This window comes from Microbulbifer sp. TYP-18 (assembly GCF_040932045.1).
GTDB lineage: Bacteria > Pseudomonadota > Gammaproteobacteria > Pseudomonadales > Cellvibrionaceae > Microbulbifer.
Genome location: NZ_JBFRBC010000008.1, coordinates 113,385 through 128,574, shown reverse-complemented (window position 1 = coordinate 128,574; position 15,190 = coordinate 113,385). Strand labels below are relative to the sequence as shown.

The following is a 15,190-nucleotide window of genomic DNA, read 5'->3' as shown; positions in this document are numbered from 1 at the left end:
TTGCCGGGTTTATGCCGCACAGGGATGTGTCGCCGTCGGTAGGAGATTGATTGGAGCTTTCCTAGCTCTGCGCCTCGAATTCATCTATCCGCAATTTCGCGGTGCCATCCTTTTGCAATACCCAAAGCTCTTTGGTGATAACTCCCTTTGCCTTGTTCATCTTCCATCCAGAGGATAATATTGCACTGTTGTCGTCAACAACTTCGATCTCAGGATTGATATATTCAACATCACAGAAGCCATCATCGATCAGTTTTTGCCAAAACGCCTTGATTTCCTCTGTACCGCGAAATTCACCAAATGGTTTCGCCGTCATTACCGCATCTGCTTCATATTGCGACGCACAACCCTCAGCGTTTCCAGAATTAAATGCCGCCTTCCATTTTTCGCTGGCTACTTTTAGAGCATGCAACACATCTTTACGTTGTTCTTCCATAACCTTAAAACCTCCAGTAAATTAATCGCTGTCCAACACTCAAATGATCTGATACTTCTTGGTCATTGGATCACTGTTATCTCAGTTAGTGTGAACAGGCCCTAGTTCAAAAGCAAATCGGCGCTGCAGTCTACATAGAGGAATACCACTAATCCAGTGCTGCCATCAGAGATAAGGAAATTATACCAGGACAAACCCCGCACAATGAAAGATGAGTATTGCGTCAACCTCACATTAGAGGGTTCGATTCGGCCAGATATGCGAAGTAGCAACTGGCACTTGTAATCAATTCACCAACACGAAAACATATACACTTTGGTAGTGATCCCGCATCAATTGGCTATCATCCTTAAAACCCCGCGCAATTACGCGGAATCGCCTGCTTTTCAAGGGCTTGCGTCGGCCGCTACCCGTCGGCGGCACATCCTTGTATCCTACCAACCCGGCAGCTTAATAAGTTTCCGGGTTCATAGTGAGAACCAAGACTAAAACGTACACCCCACTAGCAGGTTGTTGAAAAAGGCATCCTGCCTGTTTCAAAACACGAAAAGCGAAAAATGTGATTTTCACTTTTCTCCCAAAATCAACGACTTAGACGTCGCCGATTTTGCCGGAACATCCATGTTCCGGTACCAGGCGTCGAAATTCTTAGAATTTCAACAACCTGCTAGGGGAAGCTGCCCGGCTGCGGTCCCAAGAGGCGCAGGCCGTTTTTAAGCCGGCCGAAAAGCCGCGGAATATCTTCGGCGAACATCAGGTAGAGACAGGGAACCAGCAACAGTGAGATGGCTGTGGCCGCCAATATCCCGTAACCCAATGAGATCGCCATAGGAATCATAAAGCGCGCCTGTACCGAGGATTCGAAAATCATGGGCATCAGGCCACAAAAGGTAGTAACCGTGGTCAATATAATAGGGCGAAAACGGCGTGTAGCAGCGCGTTTGATGGCACTGTCGAGATCCACTCCCTCCCTGCGCAGGTGATTGCTGTACTCTATCATCACCAGGGTATCGTTGATCACCACCCCGGCCAGCGCCACCATACCCAACAGGCTCACCATGCTGAGCCCATAGCCCATAACCAAGTGCCCCAGCACAGCGCCGATGACACCGAAGGGAATGGCGACCATCACGATCAGTGGCTGCAAGTAACTTTTCAGGGGAATGGCCAACAACAGATAGAGCACCGCCATGGTCAGCAGGAGGTTCAATCTCAGGGAGGCCAGCCCCTCCCGCTCGTCCGCCTGGCGCCCTTCGTAAGAAATACTGAGACCGGGAAATTCCATCCGCATCTGCGGAATCACACTGCGGTCCAGTTCATTGATCACCAGCGCCGCCTGATCGCTGGGCTCCACATTAGCGGAAACGGTAAGTACCCGCCGGCCCTGGCGGCGATTGATGGTCGCATAGGCCCGCCCCCGATCCACTTTGACCAGGTCCGGGAGAGGCATCCACTGGCCATTGCCAGCACGAATCATGATGCTGGACACATCTTCCATACTGACCCTTTCACTCTCCGGTAACCGCACCATCACCTTGACCTGGTCGCGGCCACGCTGCTGCCGCAGGGCCTCGGCACCGTAGAGGGCCGCGCGCAACTGCCGACCAATTTCCTCAGCTGAGAGGCCCAGGCTTCTGGCGGTCTCTGTCAGGGTCAGATCCAGCTGCGACTTGCCCTGTGAAATGCCCAAATCAATATCACTGACATTGGGAAACTTCTCCAGCTCCTTCCCGAGACGCAGAGCCGCCCGCTCCAGCGTATCCGTATCGATATGTCGCAACTCCACCGTAAGAGAGGCCCCAGCGCCGGGGCCACCCCGGTCAGCGGCCGTTGTGGCGCTGAGCGCTCCGGCAACAGGGCCCGCCTCTCTCCGCCACTTGCGGACAAACTCCCCCGTGGAAAAAGAGCGCTGGTCCGAGGGGACGAAGTAGGCATCCACATATACGGAATCATTGCGAATCAAGCCGCGAATGCCTAAAAATACCCGCTCGCGGTCGTATTCCTGCAGTACCCGGTCAGCCGCATCCATTATCTGGCGGCGCGCTTTTTCCAGTTGCTGCTCCGCAGTACCGGTGGGAAATATCACCTGGAAGCGACCGGAATCCCGTTCCACCCGCGGCATCAGGGTAAACCCCATGCGGCCGCTTGCTGCGTAGCCGGTCACTACCAATAAAGCGGATACTGCCACTGCAATAGTGCTGTAGCGGTGGCGCACACACAAATCGAGAAAGGGTCGGAAGCGCCTGTGTACAAAGCGGTCCAGCCCCCGAGCCAGGCTTCTCTGGCGCGCGGCAAAACGGCGCGCTCTGCGGCTTTTGTAACCGCGGCGGGAATGCGCCAAATGCGCCGGGAGGATGAACAGTGCCTCAGCCCAGGAGATTACAAACACCGAAGCCACCACCAGGGGAATCACGCCAAAAATCTTGCCCATAAATCCCGGCAATGCCATCAGCGGAATAAAAGCGACAATATTGGTGAGGATGGCGAAGGTCAGCGGCACCGCCACCTGCCGGGCTCCGGCCACGGCAGCGTGTAGGTTGCTGTAGCCTTTTTGCCGCCACTCATGGATATTTTCCCCCGCGATGATCGCATCATCCACCACAATACCGAGGGCGATAATAAACGCGAACATACTCATCATATTCACGGAGATATCGAGCCCCGGAAGGAACAGCAGGGCCCCCAGAAAACTGATGGGGATGCCCAGGGTAACCCAAAATGCCAGGCGCAGTTCGAGGAATACACCCAGCACCACAAATACCAGCAGGAGCCCGATAAAACCGTTTTTGAGCAACAGTGACAAGCGCTCCTCAAACACTTCGGAGTCGTCGTCGCGGATACTGAGAGTCACGCCCGGTGGCAGGCTCTTCTCCAGCTCTGCAATCACCTCCCTGGCCGCGGAGCTGACACTCATGGGGGTCTGGTCGCCGACGCGAAATATCCTGATGCTCACCGCCGGCTCTCCGTTAAAGAGCATGCTGCGCGCTTCATCCACCAGGGCATCACTGACAGTGGCGATATCGCCCAGATGCACTATGCCACCACCGCTACCATGAGCTACCACAATGTCTCTAAATTCGTCGGCCCAATCCCTTCTCTCGGTGACCCGAACCAGAATTTCACCGGCACTGGATTTCACTCCACCCGCCGGCACATCCACAGCCTCATTGCGAACCAGTGCCGCCACGTCCGCCAGGGTGAGGCCGTAGCGGCGCAAGTCGTCGCGGTGCACCTCCACCGCCACCTCCAGATCGCGCACCCCGGAAGTTTCCAACTGGGTAATTTCCGGGTGCGCCTCCAGCTTGTCGTAAACCTGCATGGCGACTGCGCGAAGATCCTGCTCATCGAGGTTGCCGTGCACCACCAGATCCATCACATCCCGTTTGCGCTCGGCGAGACTGACTTGGGGCCGCTCGATATCCGAAGGGAAGGTTGTTACCCGGTCAATCGCCTGTTGGACATCCTGGTACACCTGGTTGGCATTGGCATCTCCCTCCAATTCCAGAGTCAGGGAGGCGCTGCCCTCTGAGGCCACACTGCGCATTTGTTTGATACCCACAATACCCTGCACCGCTTGCTCGGCAGCTACCAGGACTCCCCGCTCAACTTCCTCTGGGCTGGCACCGGGATAGGAAATGGAAACGCTGATAATATCCAGACTGAACTCCGGGAAGACTTCTTTTTTCACCACAAAAGAAAAAATCAGCCCACCCACAAGAAACACCAACATCAACAGATTGGCAGTCACGTGGTTGCGCGCCATCCAGGCAATGGAGCCAGAGCGGGTATCGATTTCCGGAGTAGCCCCTTTAAGATCAGTCATTCGCCCCTCCGCTATTCCCAGCTGCGGCCTTCTTTTCCATCTGGTTTGGCCTGGACGCTACTGTGTCGCGCGGTTTCCGTTTGCTGTCGGCGACAATGCGCACCGGCATGCCCTCTGATACATTCACCAACCGCGTGGTGATCAGACTCTCGCCACCGTGCAATCCCTGCTCCAACAGGGCATATTCATCGCTCATGTAGGCCACTTTTACCGGCAAAATCAGCGTCCTGTTGTCCCTGACCACCCACACATTGTCGCCGTCCTGCAGGGCGGTAAGGGGAATTCGGACCCTTTCACTCTCGCTCCGGGAGACAAGCTCCACTCTGGCAAGATCGTTCAACAGCAGTTGCGGCTGGCCCGGGTCTCGCACGGACAGGGGATCTTCCAGTTCAACCAACACGCTGGCGAGTCGGCCCTGCTCTTCCAGCATCGGTATCACACGCACAAACTCACCGCGTCGGTAGACACCCTGGGGCCATTGACTGCCATAGATACGCACTTCAATCTCTGCGTTATTCAGCCGGTGCAGTTGTGCCGCCGGCACTTCCACTGCTATCTGGAACCGATCGGCGCTGGCCAGTCGATAGAGAATGTTCCCCGGCGCTACGCGATCGCCGATATCGACATCCCGCGCCACTACCAGTGCTGTGAAGGGCGAACGAATGCGGGTGAGGCGCAGATCTCGCTCTGCCAGGCTTACATTTACCTCCGCCGACTCGATCCGTGCCCTTGCGACCGCCAGTTGTGGCTCGCGCAGCACTAGGGCGCGATCCGCCTGGGGCAGGGAAGTACCCAGCAACTCATACTCCTCCAGAGCTACCTGCTGCTGGCCCTGCTCCTGTTGCAGTTCCGCGCGGCGCTCGGCGAGATTGCTGCGCGCTGTCTGTAACGCCAATTGGTAGGGTTCCTCCTCGATACGCAGCAATGCCTGGCCGCTTGGCAGTATGGCGCCCTCTCCCAGATCATAATCCAGCCACTCTACCCTGCCCTGAACCTGAGGCTGCAGTTCTGTCAGCTCTCGCGCTGAAACCTTGCCGAGTGCGCTGAAAGTCACAGGAAACCGGCCAGTCTCCGCCACTGCCACATCCACGACGGGCGGTGGGGAGCTATGTTCACCGCGCGTCACAGTGGGCTTCTCCCGCAACAGCCAGGCGGAAAGCTGAAATGCCGCTACCACCAGTACCACGGGCACCAGCAGGCGCCAATTGAATTTCTTCAGCATCAACTATTTCCCTCCAGATACTGCTCCACAGGTTCGGGGGTGGGAAGGTCCTCCTGGGGGACTCCCCCTGAGAGTGCGCGGTACAACACCACACGGTTTTCAATTACCTGGCGCTCGACCGCAAGCACTTGTCGCGCCAGGTTTTGTTGTTCAGTGGTTGCGGTGAGCACATTGAGAAAATCCACTGCGCCGCGGGCATAGGCGCGGCTGCGGCGCTGGGCAATTAGATTCGATAGGCGTTCGCGCTCGCGCAAATGTTCCAGTTCCTGTACCAGGGCATGCTCGCGAATCAGGGTCAGCTCCACCTCAGACAACGCCTGGTTTACGGTACTGCGATACAGTGACCAACGCTCCTGTACCGCGGCCGCCTGTTGATCCTGTGCCGAAGCCAAGGCACCGCCATCAAAGATCACGCCTTCCAGAGAAGCCGCAACAGCAATCAGCCAGTTTTCAGTGATATCACTGATCAGGCTGGTCCCATTGCTGGCGACTGCCGAAAGGCTCAGTACCGGCAGTCGGTCTGCCCAGGCCTGGTCCGCCAGGTGATAACCCTGTAACAGGCTCTGCTGGGCTGCGCGCACATCCGGGCGACGCAGCAACAGTTGCGAGGGAATACCGGTGTCCGGCAGGGCCGGCAGCGATGGTAGGTCCGGGACCTGGTGAATATATTCCTGGAGTTGCGCCTCACCGGTTCCGAGCAACGCCGCCAGCTGTACTTTGAGCGACTCGATATCAGCCTCCGCCTGTTCCAGTTCATGCTGCGACTGCTGCACCAGCTGGCGCTGTTGCAACACGTCAGCGGCATCGCTGAAACCACGTCCAAAACGCAATTCCAATACCTGCAATGTCTTGCGGTTGGTTTCCAGCTGCTGTTCAAGCAGTGCCCGCTGGCCCCAGGTTTCCCGCAGTTGCAACCATGTGGCGGATACCTCCGCAGCCAGGCTCAGGGCGGCGGTCTGCAGGTTTTGCGCCCGCTCCAGGAATCCCGCCTCAGCGGCATTGGCACCGGCAGCGACCCGCCCCCACAGATCCACTTCATAACTGGCGGCAACACGCGTGCTCCAGCTGCCACCCTGCTCGGATTCGCTGGTGAAGTCACCAGAGGAATATCGCTGCTGCGTATGCTCAGTCTGGGCTGTCACCCTGGGCCAAAGTCCGGAGCTGGCGCCACGAGCCGCTGCGGCGGCCTGCTCCAGGCGCCAGTAACTGGCCTGGATATCCGGATTGTCCTTTAGCGCGACCAGCACCAGCTGGTCCAGCTGCGGATCGCCAAAGCTGCGCCACCAGCGCAATTCCGGGGCAACACTGCCGGAAGTACGAAATTTCTGCGGCAGGGTGGACATCGCCGGTGTCGGTTTTGTGTTGGCTATATGAGATGAACAGCTTGCAAGGAATGGGATACAAATTGCCAAAATGCGGTAAAAATGCAAAAACATCACCCCAATTAGTGAACTGAGCACATAAGCGTGGAGATTTATTGCGTGCATTATCTCGTCGTAAATTCGCACCGCAAGGCGATTTACTCTTGTTTACACGACGATGCAAAAGTTCGACGGGAGCATAAGGCGTATCCGCGCCAATAGTTTATTGATCCATCAAATTAGGTTGCGGGGCTAATGGAATCGAAAGAGCTGCCTTCTCTGGAAGCAGCTATTCCGCCACTATCAGTATATGGGCGGCATCTGCGGTAATCGGCACCGGCAGGCAACTGGATACTCCACCACCCTTTACTTTGATCACTGGCCCGGCCGAAGCACTGTCCTTAAAAATGAACACCCGATAGTTCCTCGCAGGCAAATGGCGCAGGCACAATTGACCCAAAGCGCCCGGGGCCTCCGCCCCGCCCTGGCGGAACTCCACCCGCGGCTTCACATGAGGCTCTATCCGTGCAGATGTGGACACCGACACATCCCCAGCGGCTGGCGGACAACTGGTTGCGAACCCCATTACCGGCAATCCAGCCATAGCCATCAGTGCGCGACGGCTCCGGATTGCACTCCCGATTTCCCAGAGGCCACTCATGCGCGGTTACCGCTCGACATTGACACTTCTCAGTGTAGCCGGGGGGGGTTGCGGCATTATCCGCCGGGTACAGACACAAAAATCATTTTCGACCCGACTTGCAACCGGAGGTGGAGCGACTATTTTTCCATTATTAGCCTGGAAACCGGCATGTCCCCGGTTTCAGGCAAAACGGCTCTCGGAGGTGCAGCCTGCCGCTCCGACTTTTTTTAAACGAGTCCGGAAACAGGCCTTGGCAGCTCCAGACTGACGGGGCCAAAAGTGACGGGATCCCACCACGGTGCTAAGCACATCCGCTGCTCAAGATATGCAAATTTGGCCCTGCTGGTACCGGGGAAAACTCAATGCCCACTGATTGTGACGTTGTGGTGGTGGGTGCCGGTATTCAGGGTGCCGGCGTGGCGGAAGCCCTGTCGGCTGCCGGCCATTCAGTGGTGATTCTGGAGCAGGCGGGTGTGGCCGCAGCCACATCCTCCCGCTCTTCCAAGCTGATTCACGGCGGTCTGCGCTATCTGGAAAGCGCTCAATTCAACCTGGTCTACGAATGCCTGCGGGAGCGCCGCTGGCTACTGGCCAACAAACCCCAGCTGGTTCGTATGGTGCCGTTTTATATTCCGGTGTACCGCCACAGCCAACGCCCAGCCTGGCTGGTGAGACTGGGGCTGACTCTCTACGCACTGCTGGCGGGAGTCACCAGCGGCCAATCGCGCTTTCGCTCCATACCCCACCGGGAATGGGATTCACTGGCGGGACTGGACACCCACAACCTAGTCTCAGTCTACCGCTATTACGACGCCCAAACCGACGATGCCGCCCTTACCCGTGACGTGATGGAAGCCGCCATCAGCAGTGGTGCCCGACTGATCTGCCCCGGTGCCCTACTGGGCGCAGAGCTCACCAGCAGCGAAGTACGTGTGGATTTTGTGGCGGAAGGTCAGCTCAACACGCTGCACACCCGTGTATTAGTGAACTGCTGCGGCCCCTGGGTGGCTGCCACAAACGACCTTTGCACACCGAGGCTGAACCTGCCGGAGCTGGAATTGGTGGCCGGCGCACATATCGAACTGCCTGTATCTCTCGGCGAAAAGATCTTTTATGTGGAGGCCGAGGATGGCCGGGCTGTATTCGTCATGCCCTGGCAGGGTCACATCCTGGTGGGCACCACTGAACGCAAGTACACCGGCGACCCCCGCGACGTGGCCCCCACGGAGGAGGAAAAAGCTTACCTGCTACAGACCGTGCAGCAATACTTCCCTATGACCCGCAACCTCAAGATATCCAATATCTGCGAAAGTTTTGCCGGGTTGCGGGTATTGCCTAAATCCAGCGATAATCCCTTCTCGCGCCCAAGGGACACCATCATCTGCTGCGACGACCTCAAACGGCCGCGCATCCTGGCGGTTGCAGGCGGGAAACTCACCAGTTATCGTGCCACTGCCCACACGATAGTCAAAAAATTGCACAAGACTCTTTCGATCTCTGCACCCAAGCCTTAGTTCCCTTTACACATGACTGCACGAAATAAAATTTAGAAAACTTAGCGCTACCAGAACCATTCCTGAATACGCAACTTCTGTAGGAATCTGGCCTATCAGGAACCGAACTCCAATATTTCTTACGCCACTTCGCGAAGAAGGAATATATTTTCGATTGAATCCGTAAGTGCAAATCAAGCGGTCGGAATGGAGAGTAGGCTGCGGCAACAGGAATTCTTCTCCCACCCGTCTTTCCTGCTTAGTATTTATTCATGCCTAAAAGTTATTGGTCTCCTGATATTGACAGAAAATCCATTTATATCCTTACGAAAAATACAGCTCTCCGGGCTGTGCTTGGCAGACGTTAAATACAAAAAATAAAATAAGGTACTGCTCTGCATTTTATATATGATAACAGAAGTCATATAGGCAGGGTCAGCCACTCCTTACGAGAGCCCTGACAGCTTATACTTTCTGCAATCGGGAAATGCCATAAATATGGCATGCATAATGGCACTAAAAATCTTATTCCAACGAAATAACCATTCGACAAGAAGAGGTTAAAGCCATTTAATTTAAGAAAAGCTATAAAAACTAATTTATATCCTATACTCATCGCTCCTAAAAAACACAAAGGATATAAAAATGAAAATTATGCCCCTATCTGTATTTCTGTTTATTAGCGTTATTGCGACATCAATATCATCCCATACGAATGCAAACCCCTCCCTGGAGCTGCAATCCAATCAAACCTTTTCGAAAACCATTGCCGATAACAAACGTCTCTTGGCCAGGCAATTTGCTGATTCGTATGCCACTGCCAATTTAGCCTTGAAGCAGCACATTAATCATCGTGACCTATCGGTCAGCGCCGATAAAATTTATCAAACAAATAAAAAACTATTGAATAGAAGCAACCAGATGATTCGCATCGCCAAGGGTCTAAACCCCAGCGGGGAGAATCTCATACAGCTGCGTATTGCCAGCAAGAAAATGATCACGGCCTGGCATAATGGTTCAGATCCGCTTTTTGCGTTTTCTCCTGAGGGGGATGAGAAGCAATGGACCGGCATCGAGGCATTTGATACAGATGGCAATGTACATTTTTTAGATGTGTATACGCTACCCACACGACCCGTGTTTATTGTGGAACTCGATGGCAGGAAAGCATTGCGGGAAGGCCTTGAGGTAATGCGCAATCTCTTTTCCGCAAGGGACGCTGAACTATCCCGCTCAAATATACTGGAAACAGGTTTTACCGAACCGCTATCCACCACTGTCCTAAAACATATCCGTCTCGAGAATGATGAGGAGCCATGGATACTTGGCAAGGCCGAAGTTTATGCCGTCACTAATGGAATAAGTCCTTCCAGAGATGAGCCTGTTTTAGATGTTATCGACATGCCCTATCTCGATCACGACGGCGTTGATTACTACCCAAATCAAATACTGTTTTTCTGGGACCGCTACCGCTGGCAGGCTGCGGACGCAATCCTAATGGAACACGATGACAATACCAACTTCAAAGAGATCGCCATTAATTTACTTGAAATCGCTGCGCAAATCCTCCAATCCATCCCCTCGCCGGATGTGCAGGGGTACGCTATTATCGCAATTATTACCAATGGAATTTTAGAGGCACTACCGGACCAGTGGTTTATCAATAATGATGATTATGTAGACAGCTTTTACACCACCTTTGAGAATCAGGAATATACCAACCACAGAGGTGCCAGAAACAATGCAACTGTCACCCTTAAGCCTTTGATCATCGATGCAAGATAAGCATCCAGGCCAGTTATATTTAGTATATTTCCCGTGGCAACTTCCATGCAGTTGCCAATCAATTGGCACCCTTCGTTTTTTAGACGGAGGGTGCCAACTTTCTCTTAGCTAACTAATAATCTCAACTTTTAGAAAACCTATAAGTTGCCAACGCAATAGGAAAACTGTCAATTTAAATACTGTCTCCGGTTTTCTAGCGGGCCAAGCCCTTAATCTTAGAATACACCCGATATAAAAATCACTCACCTCCGCTTTAAATCTTTTTTAGAGAACCTCTGATTAATTCAGAACCGCCTGCGCGAAGCCTGGGGCACCGCCTGGCAAGTCGCTGGGCGAAGCTCACATCCATGGACCGTGGGGTAACACAATCAAGATACCGCAACAGGCCCTCCCCAATGGATTTTGCGCCGAATTATTCAAGGATACGGCGGCGTCTATTCCCCTCTTGCAATGGGCAACTGGGAAAAATCGGTGGTGTAGGCGGGCGATAAAAACTCCCGCTTCATCTGCCAGTCTCCAGGAAGTTTAGCGCTGCCCAGAACCAGTTTACCACGGCCAAAACGCCGGTTGATGGCCGCAAGACAGGCGGCTACCTCCCCTGCCTTTTCCGAGGCAACCCCAAACAGATCGCTCTGAGAGGCAGAGACAGGCTCGAGAGCGGATAACATGACAGCAGCACGCCGGTATTCGCGCCCTTTGACGAACACTTTGTGTAAGCATCCTCGCGCTGCCTGCGTCAATACCTGCGGCGCATTACTGGCTGGCCCAAGGGCTGCGCAGGCGGACTCTTCCCGCCAGGTTCCTCCGGGTGCCCTGCCCTGTGTGGAAACCGCCAGGCTACCGGTCACGCTGCCCTGTGCCCCGAGCTTTTCACAGGCCAGCAATACATGATTCGCCACTGAAGCCATCAGCCCGTCAAAGTCAACGATGTGCCGGCCGAACATACGCCCGGATACGATTTCGTTTTTCGCTTCCTCTAACGGCGCCAGCTCGATGCAAGGTACCCCCTGTAGCTCGCGGATAGTCCGCTCGATAGTAACACCGAAGGCCCTGCGCATTGTGGGTTTATGGGAAGTAGACAGATCCCATGCGGTTTCGATACCCAGTGGCGCAAAACGCCGTGCCAACTTGCGGCCAACGCCCCAGACCTGGCCCACCGGCAGCTGCTTCAACAGTTGCTGGCGGTGGTATTCGGAACCCAGCTGTAACACACCGCCTGAGACCCCCAGCGTCTTTGCAAAATGATTGCACGCCTTGGAGAGCGTGCGCGTCGGGGCGATACCGGCACAGCAGGGCATTGACGTCCACTGGCGCACTGCACTGATTAAACGCTGGCAGTGGGCCGCCAACTGCCCGCCAAAACCACGGAAATGCAGAAAACTCTCATCGATACTGTACTGCTCTACATCGGGGCAGAACTGCTCCAGCGAGGCGATAAAGCGGCAGGACATGTCGTGATACAAAGCGTAGTTGCTGCTGCGGGCCACAACACCACGTTCACGAAACAAATCTCGCACCTCAAACACCGGGGTTCCCATCTTCACATTCATCGCCCTGACCTCTGCACAGCGGGCAATGACACAGCCGTCATTATTGGAAAAAACCGCTACAGGCTTGTGCCGGATAGGCGGATCAAAAGCTCTTTCAGAGGACACGTAGAAGTTATTGATGTCCACCAGAGCGATTTGATGAGCGAGCAAATCCCACCTTTTCATTCCGCTCCCCTATGGCGCGTCAGGCTGGCGATCACCACTCCATCCAGGTCATATTCCGGGGCACTTTTCAGGATAACATCGGGATATTGCGGGTTACCGGACACCAGACGGCCCGGTTTGGCGCGGTACTGTTTAACCAGGAAACCGTCAGCACAGCCCGCTATGACAATATCGCCGTCGTGCAGGCCGCAGCTGCGGTCGACCACCAGCAAGCTGCCATGGTGAATATCGTGATCAGTCATCGACCGGCCTTCGGTCCTTATCAGGTAGCTGGCGTAGGGCCGCCGGATAAGCCACTCGTGTATCGATTGAGGCGCCACTCCCGGATCGACACGACGCCGATATAATCGAACAGTGGCCGCCACCACAACGCCAGTGTCCACCTCGGGCACAGGTCCACAGGGCCAGGAAAGCAACTCTTCGGCTTCGGTAGACCAAAGCCGGTCTCCGGCCACGGGACGCAGGGACTGGTCGATGATCAGGTAAGTACGACCATCGGCGCCGAACGGCACAAATTGGCAGCTGGCTCGTTGAGGCCAGAGCCAGTCATCGACAATCAGAGGTTTCTCAGCATAAGCCGCTGCTGGCGACGGGAAACCCGCCGAAACGGCGGCAGCTAAAAGAGGAACAGGGACAACTGTATACATATACAGTATTCTGAACAGCAGCTGCGCGCCGGTCAAGCTCCCTGAACCAGGTTGGTGGCCGGCAGTCCTTGCGGACCAATAATGGGCACCGGGCTAGGAAATTATTTCAAAACTTCCAGGCTTCGAGACCTCTTGTTCAGCCTCCTGCCAACCGCGTCTTACCTTGCCTGCAAGCTTCTGGCTGCTGGTAAAACTGGCGTTGTCCGCAGCTGGCGCCATCCCTTTGGGGTTAGCTGCGTTTATTTTAGCTTTTGGTCTCAATTCCAGCTTGTCCGAATTGCCAGAGTTTACAGGACCGCAAGTGAATCGCGCCTGTCTTTGAGGGACACATGAACAGCAGCTACCCGTTCCCTGAAGTGAAAGTCCGCTTTAAACCCGGGATTTTCTCTGGTCTATACCGCCAGATGGGTAAGACCGCGCAGAGTCAGCCGGGATATCAGGAAAGCGGACACACCACAAATTGCAATAGCCGCAGTCAGCGGTTGCGGAGTTCCATCAAATACCAGGCTGGTCAGGACAATCGCCAGTGCTCCCAGCAACATCTGTAGCGCACCTCCCAACGCCGCAGCCGTACCGGCGATTGAGCCATGCTCCTCAAGAGACAGCACCATCGAGGTGGGGATAACCAGACCCAGGAAAACATTAGTGGTAAACAGCATGCAGACCAACAGAATAAATAACTCAAAGCCGGCAAAAAATACTGCACACATCACCAGGGAACTGACAGCGAATCCCACCGTAGCCCACTTCACCACTGCCACAGAACCAAAACGCAAACCGAGGTTGGCTGCAAACTGGCTTGAAGCAAAAAAGCCCAGGGCGTTGAGAGCAAACGCCAGACTGAACTCCGTAGGGGTCAAACCATAAAACCCGGTATACAGGAAAGAGGCGGTAGCCAGAAAAGAAAAGAAGCTGGCGATGCCCAACCCACCGACACAGATCAGTCCCACATACACAGGATCACGCAGCAACCTGTAGAAAGCCTCCAGCATCGCACTAAAGCGGAATGGTACACGGTCTTTTCGTTCAAGAGTCTCTGGTAGGCTAAATACAGCCAAGAAAAGGCTGGCCAGCGTAAGTAGCGCAGTCAAAACAAAGACACTGCGCCAGCCAAAAGGGACTATCAGGGCGCTACCGATCAGCGGCGCCAGCATCGGGGATATAGAGATAACCAGCATCACAGTAGTCATTAGGCGGGTGGCACTGGCTCCGGTATAGTGGTCGCGAATAACCGCCCTCGGGATAGAGATCACCGCGGCGGCTCCCACCCCCTGCAAAAAGCGCAGAGCAATCAAAGACTCTATAGTGGGCGCTAAAGAACACCCAATCGAGGCAAAGGTAAACAGTATTAAACCGAAGTACAGTGGTGGCTTGCGGCCAAACATGTCGGACGCCGGCCCATAGAAAAGCTGACATACTCCAAAGGCGATAAAATAAGACATTAAAGTGTATTGCACAGCTTCAATTGGCGCCCCGAAGCCCTCCGCAATATCAGGTAGCGCCGGCAAATACATATCGATAGCGATGGGACCAACACAGCTCAACAGCCCCAGAATCAATGCCATCTTCAATAAACCAAACTTCATATAAACTTCCGTAATGCACTGCCGTCTTTGGACTGCGGGCCTTTCCCATAGCAGCTGATGCGCGCTTACTATAGCTCCATAGACAGGGAGAGTATCCTGGCGAAAAAGAAAATCCAGCGGATTTGTGGGGGCTGCTAACCGTAGGAGTCCAGACTTTCCAGAATTGAGGAGCCTCTGATTAACCCTGTACTTGCCGAGATTACAGAGTAAATTGGGATACTGGCCCGCCCCGGCGACGACCGGATACTATCACAGATTGAGATGTCTTTCCAGTAGGCCTTGGAAGTGGTCACCGATGTTAAATAGCCCGTTTTGGTGGGTTCCGGGATATAGCCACCATACAACAGCCAGCCCTGCCAGGGCGGGCCGGATTGCCCGGATGGGAATGGCAATCCGGCCTCGCCTGCTTTATACAGCTTCAAGCCGGTTACGATATTGCCCTCATGTAAATCGCCCGGTGTAGGCTTATCCAGACTGGC

At 54.6% G+C, this 15,190-nt stretch carries 10 protein-coding genes; 2 read left to right on the top strand and 8 right to left on the bottom strand.

The genetic code is table 11. The annotated features are described in order from the left end of the window. Window positions 1-61: 61 nt before the first annotated feature. The 5 genes from ABVT36_RS09365 to ABVT36_RS09345 all read right to left on the bottom strand — a co-directional run bounded on the left by ABVT36_RS09365 (window position 62) and on the right by ABVT36_RS09345 (window position 7,503). On the bottom strand, window positions 62-436 hold the full coding sequence (locus tag ABVT36_RS09365; RefSeq protein ID WP_368456335.1) for a nuclear transport factor 2 family protein: 375 nt from the start codon (window positions 434-436) through the stop codon (window positions 62-64). A 667-nt stretch (window positions 437-1,103) separates the two neighbouring features. Continuing rightward, on the bottom strand, window positions 1,104-4,259 hold the full coding sequence (locus tag ABVT36_RS09360; protein ID WP_368456334.1) for an efflux RND transporter permease subunit: 3,156 nt from the start codon (window positions 4,257-4,259) through the stop codon (window positions 1,104-1,106). After that, window positions 4,252-5,481, bottom strand: a complete 1,230-nt coding sequence (locus ABVT36_RS09355) for an efflux RND transporter periplasmic adaptor subunit (protein WP_368456333.1) — start codon at window positions 5,479-5,481, stop codon at window positions 4,252-4,254. The genes ABVT36_RS09360 and ABVT36_RS09355 overlap by 8 nt, the downstream gene beginning before the upstream one ends. Then, complete coding sequence (locus ABVT36_RS09350; protein ID WP_368456332.1) at window positions 5,481-6,824, bottom strand: efflux transporter outer membrane subunit; 1,344 nt, start codon at window positions 6,822-6,824, stop codon at window positions 5,481-5,483. The genes ABVT36_RS09355 and ABVT36_RS09350 overlap by 1 nt, the downstream gene beginning before the upstream one ends. Before the next feature lie 307 nt (window positions 6,825-7,131). Then, window positions 7,132-7,503 (bottom strand): hypothetical protein, encoded by a 372-nt coding sequence (locus ABVT36_RS09345; RefSeq protein ID WP_368456331.1) that lies wholly within the window; start codon window positions 7,501-7,503, stop codon window positions 7,132-7,134. Window positions 7,504-7,847: 344 nt separating this feature from the next. Here ABVT36_RS09345 and ABVT36_RS09340 point away from each other — a divergent pair, with 344 nt between their 5' ends. Next, complete coding sequence (locus tag ABVT36_RS09340) at window positions 7,848-8,999, top strand: FAD-dependent oxidoreductase (RefSeq protein ID WP_368456330.1); 1,152 nt, start codon at window positions 7,848-7,850, stop codon at window positions 8,997-8,999. A 624-nt stretch (window positions 9,000-9,623) separates the two neighbouring features. Continuing rightward, the gene (locus tag ABVT36_RS09335) at window positions 9,624-10,763 is read left to right on the top strand and encodes a DUF3103 family protein (RefSeq protein ID WP_368456329.1); all 1,140 of its coding nucleotides are present in this window, start codon (window positions 9,624-9,626) and stop codon (window positions 10,761-10,763) included. Between the two features lie 434 nt (window positions 10,764-11,197). Here the strand turns inward: ABVT36_RS09335 and ABVT36_RS09330 are convergent, their stop codons facing one another. The 3 genes from ABVT36_RS09330 to ABVT36_RS09320 all read right to left on the bottom strand — a co-directional run bounded on the left by ABVT36_RS09330 (window position 11,198) and on the right by ABVT36_RS09320 (window position 14,711). Next, complete coding sequence (locus ABVT36_RS09330; protein ID WP_368456328.1) at window positions 11,198-12,478, bottom strand: Y-family DNA polymerase; 1,281 nt, start codon at window positions 12,476-12,478, stop codon at window positions 11,198-11,200. After that, a complete protein-coding gene (locus tag ABVT36_RS09325; protein WP_368456327.1) occupies window positions 12,475-13,125 on the bottom strand; it encodes a LexA family protein in 651 nt (216 codons plus the stop codon). Before ABVT36_RS09325 ends, ABVT36_RS09330 begins: the two co-directional genes overlap by 4 nt. Before the next feature lie 392 nt (window positions 13,126-13,517). Further along, window positions 13,518-14,711: a multidrug effflux MFS transporter gene (locus ABVT36_RS09320; protein ID WP_367150758.1), complete on the bottom strand. Its 1,194-nt coding sequence runs from the start codon at window positions 14,709-14,711 to the stop codon at window positions 13,518-13,520. Window positions 14,712-15,190 lie beyond the last annotated feature (479 nt).